1 protein-coding gene is annotated in these 6,463 nt (G+C 68.4%); it reads left to right on the forward strand.

The genetic code is table 11. The annotated features are described in order from the left end of the window. Positions 1 to 29: 29 nt before the first annotated feature. Positions 30 to 6,463: amino acid adenylation domain-containing protein (locus ACFWP5_RS51330; protein ID WP_384173991.1), on the forward strand; the 6,434-nt coding region annotated here is incomplete at its 3' end.

Genomic DNA, 6,463 nt, shown 5'->3' on the forward strand with positions numbered 1-6,463 from the left:
AGGGTGTGCAGGTCACGCACGGTGGGTTGTTGCAGTACACGGTGGGTGTGGTGGAGCGGTTGGGCTGGTCGGGGGTGGGGGGCCGGTTCGGGTTGTTGCAGCCGGTGGTGACGGACCTGGGCAACACGGTGGTGTTCGGGTGTCTGGTGTCGGGTGGTGTGCTGCATGTGGTGGGTGCGGATGCGGCGGTGGACGGTCGGGCGGTGGCGGCGTACTGGCGGGCGTGGGGGATCGATTTTGTGAAGGTGGTGCCGTCGCATCTGGCGGCGTTGGCGGTGGGGGGCGGTGGGGGTCTGGGGGGTTTGGTGCCGGCGCGGGGTGTGGTGCTGGGTGGTGAGGGTGCGTCGGTGTCGTGGTTGCGGGAGTTGGTGGTGGCGGCGGGGGACCGGGTGGTGGTCAACCATTACGGGCCGACGGAGTCGACGGTGGGTGTGCTGGCGGGGCCGTTGGGTGGGGATGGTGTGGTGTCGCTGGGGCGGCCGTTGGCGGGTTCGCGGGTGTATGTGCTGGATGCACGTCTTAGCCCGGTGCCGGTGGGGGTGGCGGGTGAGTTGTTCATTGCGGGTGGGCAGGTGGCGCGCGGTTATCGGGGCCGGGGTGGGTTGACGGCGGAGCGGTTTGTGGCGGATCCGTTCGCTGCGGATGGCAGTCGTATGTATCGGTCGGGGGACCGGGTGCGGTGGTTGGTGGATGGGAGGGTGCAGTTTTTGGGGCGTGTGGATCTTCAGGTGAAGGTGCGGGGTTTCCGTGTTGAGCCGGGTGAGGTGGAGGCGGTGCTGGCGGGGCATCCGTTGGTGCGGTCGGTGGTGGTGTCGGCTCGGGGTGAGGGTGTGGAGCGCCGGCTGGTGGCGTATGTGGTGCCGGAGGATGCCGGGGACGGTATTCCGGCGGTGGGTGAGTTGCGGGGGTTTGTTGGGGCTCGGTTGCCGGAGTACATGGTGCCGTCGGTGTTCGTGGAGCTGGCTGTACTGCCGTTGACGGCGAACGGGAAACTCGACCGTGCCGCACTCCCCGAACCACAAGGAGTCCAGGGCAGTGGAGTGGACGGATTCGTTGCTCCGACCACCGAGAACGAGGAACTACTGACCGGGATTCTGTCCGAGGTGCTCGGCTTGGACCGCGTCGGTGCGACAGACGACTTCTTCGAACTCGGTGGGCATTCGCTGCTTGCCACCCAGGTCATCTCCCGGGTCCGTGAGGTGTTCGGCGTCGAGGTGCCGCTCTCGGCTCTCTTCGACCAGCCGACGGCACGAGGGCTGGCATCTGTCATTGAAGAGTCCGCCTGGGAGACCGCGCCTTCGGTGACGCCGGCCGACCGAGGCCAGAACCTGCCGCTGTCGTTCGCGCAGCAACGCCTGTGGTTCCTCGACCAGTTCGACCCCGGCTCCGCGGAATACATCGCCCCGGCACACGTGCGCCTGCGGGGGCACTTGGATGTGTCTGCGTTGGGTGCGGCGTTGTCGGGTGTTGTGGCGCGGCATGAGGTGTTGCGGACGCGGTTGGTGGCGGGTGCGGAGGGTGTGGCGTATCAGGTGATCGATGCGCCGGTATCCGTTCCGCTGCCGGTCGTGGACGTGTCGGACGCGGTGGATCCGGGGGCGGCTGCGCGGGCGTTGGTGGCGGTGGATGCGGGGCGGGCGTTTGATCTGTCGGTGGGTCCGTTGGTGCGGGCGACGTTGGTCCGGCTGTCGGCGGATGAGCATGTGCTGGCGTTGGTGATGCATCACGTGGTGTCGGACGAGTGGTCCGGGCGGATCCTGCGGCGTGAACTGTCGGCGCTGTACGAGGCGTTCCGCGACGGCGGGCCGGATCCGTTGGCGCCGCTTGCTGTGCAGTATGCGGACTTCGCGGTGTGGCAGCGGCAGTGGCTGACCGGTGAGGTCCTGGAGGAGCAACTGTCGTACTGGCGGGGGGTGTTGGCGGCGGCTCCGGTGCTGGAGTTGCCGACGGACCGGGCGCGTCCGGCGGTGCGTTCCACCGAGGGCGGCGTGGTGGGGGTGCGGGTGTCGGCCGCGACCGCTGAAGCCTTGCGGGCGCTGTCCCGTCGTAGTGGGACGACGATGTCGATGACGCTGCTGGCGGCGTTCAGTGTGCTGCTGGGCCGGTATGCGGATACGGACGATGTGGTGGTCGGCTCGCCGGTGGCGAACCGGAACCGGGCCGAGACCGAGGATCTGATCGGATTCTTCGTCAACACCCTGGTGATGCGGGCCGATCTGTCCGGTGACCCGTCCTTCGCCGAACTGCTGGGCCGGGTGCGGGAGATGGCGCTCGGTGCCTACGCCCACCAGGACGTGCCCTTCGAGCAACTCGTCGACGCCCTGGTGGTGGAACGCGACCGATCCCGCAGTCCCCTTTTCCAAGTCCTCTTCAACTTCGACACGGCAGAAGCAGAGGGCGATGCAGGCGGTCAGCCGGGCGATCTCGTCTGGGAGAACGCGGCTGACGAGTCGGGTGGATCGGGCGGACTCTCCCCGGACGGCCCGATGCTGATCAGTTTCGATCTCGCGCTCAGGCTGGGGGACAGCGGCGAGGAACTGGCGGGAGAGCTGCAGTACAGCACCGCGCTGTTCGATGCCTCCACGATCGAGCGGATGGCGGGACACCTCGTCTCACTGCTGGACGCCCTCGCCGTGGACGCGAACGGGCCGGTTGCCGCGCTTCCGCTGCTGACCGCCGCTGAGCGCGATCAGTTGGTGGGGAAGTGGCAGGGCGCTGTGGTGTCTCTTCCCGAGGTGGGTGGAGTGCATGAGCTGATCGCCGCGCGGGCGCTGTCGATGCCGGATGCGGTGGCGGTGGTCTCGGGTGAAGTGTCTTTGACGTACGGCGGGTTGATGGCTCGTGCGAACCGGCTGGCGCACTACCTCCGGGGTCGGGGAGTGGGTGCGGAGTCAGTGGTGGGGCTCTGCCTCCCGCGCGGGGCCGACATGATCACGGCCGTTCTGGGTGCATGGCAGGCGGGAGCGGCGTATCTGCCGCTGGATCCCGAATACCCGGTCGAACGGCTGGAGTTCATGCTCGCGGACAGTGGGGCGAAGGTGCTGATCGGGCATCGGGATGCGGCGGTGCTCGGCGCTGTCGTGGACGACGTGGTGTTGCTGGATGACCCGGCGGTTGCTGAGGCGCTGGCGGGTCTGCCGGCGGTCGCACCCGAGGTGTCGGTGGTTCCTGATCAGTTGGCGTATGTGATTTATACGTCGGGTTCGACGGGGCGGCCGAAGGGTGTGCAGGTTGCTCATGGTGGTGTGGTGAATCTGGCGTTGGTGTTGCGGTCGGCGTTGGGTGTGGGTCCGGGTGTGCGGGTGTTGCAGTTTGCGTCGTTGAGTTTTGATGCGGCTGTCCTGGATGTGGTGGTGACGCTGGCTGCGGGTGGGGTGTTGGTGGTGGCCGGCAGTGCTGAGCGGGCTGCTCCGGGTGCGTTGATGGCTTTGGTGGGTGCTGAGGGTGTGGGGGCGGCGAGTGTGTCGCCGTCGTTGTTGGGGGTGTTGGATCCGGGTGGGCTGTCGGGGGTGGGCAGTCTGTTTGTGGGGTCGGAGCGGGTGGGCGCTCAGGTGGTGGAGCGGTGGGCGTCGGGTCGGCGGATGTTCAACGGGTATGGGCCGACTGAGATCACGGTGATTGCGTGTGCCGGCCCGGTGGATGAGGGGGCTGTGGGTGCGCCGTCGATAGGTGGGCCGTTGGCGAATACGCGGGTGTATGTGCTGGACGCACGTCTTAGCCCGGTGCCGGTGGGTGTGGTGGGGGAGTTGTTCATTGCTGGTGTTGGGGTGGCGCGGGGGTATGGGGGTCGTGGTGGGTTGACGGCGGAGCGGTTTGTGGCCGATCCGTTCACCGCGGACGGCACCCGCATGTACCGCTCCGGGGACCGGGTGCGGTGGCTGGCGGATGGGCGGTTGGACTTCGTCGGCCGGGCGGATGACCAGGTGAAGGTGCGTGGGTTCCGGATCGAGCCCGGTGAGGTCGAGGCGGTGCTGGCGGCGCATCCGATGGTCCGTTCCGCTGTGGTGACGGTGTATGGCGAGGGTGATGACCGGCGGCTGGTGGCGTATCTGGTTCCGGCTGATCACAGTGTGGGTGTTCCGTCGGTTGCTGGGCTGCGGGAGTTCGCGGGTGAGCGTCTGCCGGCCTTCATGGTGCCGTCGGTGTTTGTGGAGTTGGCGTCGTTGCCGTTGACCGTGAACGGGAAGCTGGACCGGGCCGCGCTGCCCGAACCAGAGGGTGTGCGCCTGGAGTTGGGGGCGTTTGCGGCGCCGTCGGGAGCCACCGAGGAACTGCTTGCCGGGGTGTGGGCTCAGCTCCTGGGCGTGGACCGGGTGGGTGTCACCGACAACTTCTTCGAGCTCGGCGGACATTCTCTGCTGGCCACGCAGGTGATCTCCCGTATCCGGGACGTGTTCGGGGCCGACATACCCGTGGCGACGATGTTCGACCATCCGACCGTGCGGGACCTCGCCGACGCGGTGGAGGGCGCCGCGCGGGGTCTGGTCGTACCGCCTGTACGGGCTGTCGATCGCGACCAGGTGCTGCCGCTGTCGTTCGCCCAGCAACGGCTCTGGTTCCTGGACCACTTGGAGCCTGGCTCGACCGAGTACAACCTGCCGTTGCCCATCCGTCTGGACGGGGTGCTTGACGTGGCGGCGCTCGGGACGGCTCTGGACGCGCTGGTGGCGCGGCACGAGGTGCTGCGCACCCGGCTCTCCGACGGTGTCGACGGAGTGGCGTATCAGGTGATCGACCCGCCGTCGGGGATCCCGATGCCGGTGGTCGACGTGTCCGGCGACGCCGAGCCGCTGAGCGCGGCCGAACGGCTGATCGCGCAGGACATGACAGCACCCTTCGATCTGGCGAACGGGCCCTTGATCCGGGCCGCGCTCGTCCGGCTGGCCGCCGACGAGCACGTCCTGGCGCTGGCGATGCATCACGTCGTCTTCGACGAGTGGTCGGGCAGGATCCTGCGGCGCGAACTGGCCGCTCTGTACGAGGCGTTCCGGGCCGGTCGGCCCAATCCGCTGCCGCCACTGTCCGCGCAGTACGCGGACTTCGCCGTGTGGCAGCGGGAGTGGCTGGCCGGAGAAGCCCTGGACAGCCAACTTGAGTACTGGCAGGGCAAGTTGGACGCGCTTCCCGTGCTTGAGCTGCCGACCGGTCGCCCCCGGCCGCAGACGCGCTCCTCGGAGGGAGGGGCGACCCGGTTCACCGTCCCGGCGGAGACCGCGGAAGCGCTGCGGGCGCTGTCGCGCGAGCACGGTTCCACGATGTTCATGACGCTGCTGGCCGCCTTCGACGTGGTGCTCGGCCGCTATTGCGGAGCGGACGACGTGGTCGTGGGCACACCGGTGGCCAACCGGAACCGGGCCGAGACCGAGGACCTGATCGGCTTCTTCGTCAACACCCTGGTGATGCGTACCGATCTGTCCGGGGACCCGACCTTCGGTGAACTCCTCGACCGGGTACGGGAAACCGCGCTGGACGCCTACGCCCACCAGGACGTGCCGTTCGAGCAGTTGGTGGACGCGCTGGTGACCGAGCGGGACCGCTCTCGTACACCGCTCTTCCAGGTCTTCTTCAACTACGCCATGGAGGACCCGCGGGACGGCACGAGCCTGCTGGGACAGGGCGACGGCCGGGCGAGGGGCGAGGTGCGGATCAAGGACGCGGACACGGCACCGCGGGGCACCCTGTTCGACCTGACGCTCAGGTTCGGCGACGCCGGCGAAGGCGCACTCTCGGGCGAGATCGAGTACAGCACCGCACTCTTCGACCCCGCGACGGCGGAGCGGCTGGCCCGGAGTCTGGCCGCCGTACTCGATGCCGTCGCCGACGACGCGGGACAGCGCGTGGGCGATGTGCCGGTGGTGTCGGTGGGTGAGGTTGAGGGGTTGGTGCGGGGTGGGTGTGGTGCGGAGTTGGCCTTGCCTGGGGTGGGTGGGGTGCATGAGCTGATTGCCGGGCGGGCGGTTGTGGCGCCGGATGCGGTGGCTGTCGTGTCGGACGGTGAGGTGCTGACGTACGGCGGGTTGATGGCCCGTGCGAACCGGTTGGCGCATCACTTGCGTGGGTTGGGGGTTGGTGCGGAGTCGGTGGTGGGGCTGTGCCTGGGGCGTGGTGTGGATCTGGTGGTTGCGGTGGTGGGGGTGTGGGTCGCGGGGGCGGCGTACGTGTCGCTGGATCCGGAGTATCCGATGGAGCGGCTGGAGTTCATGCTCGCGGACAGCGGGGCGGATGTGCTGGTGGGACATCGGGATGTGGCCGGGGAGTTGGGGCTGGAGGGTTCTGTAGGGGCTGCGGTGTGGCTGGATGACCCGGCTGTGCAGGGGGTTTTGCGGGAGCTTCCGGCGGGTGCGCCTGAAGTGGCTGTTGTGGCTGGTCAGTTGGCGTCGGTGATTTATACGTCGGGGTCGACGGGGCGGCCGAAGGGTGTGTGGGTGTCGCATGGGGCGTTGGTGGGGGTGTTCGGGGGGTG

Source organism: Streptomyces sp. NPDC058469 (genome assembly GCF_042721125.1).
Classification (GTDB): Bacteria; Actinomycetota; Actinomycetes; order Streptomycetales; family Streptomycetaceae; genus Streptomyces.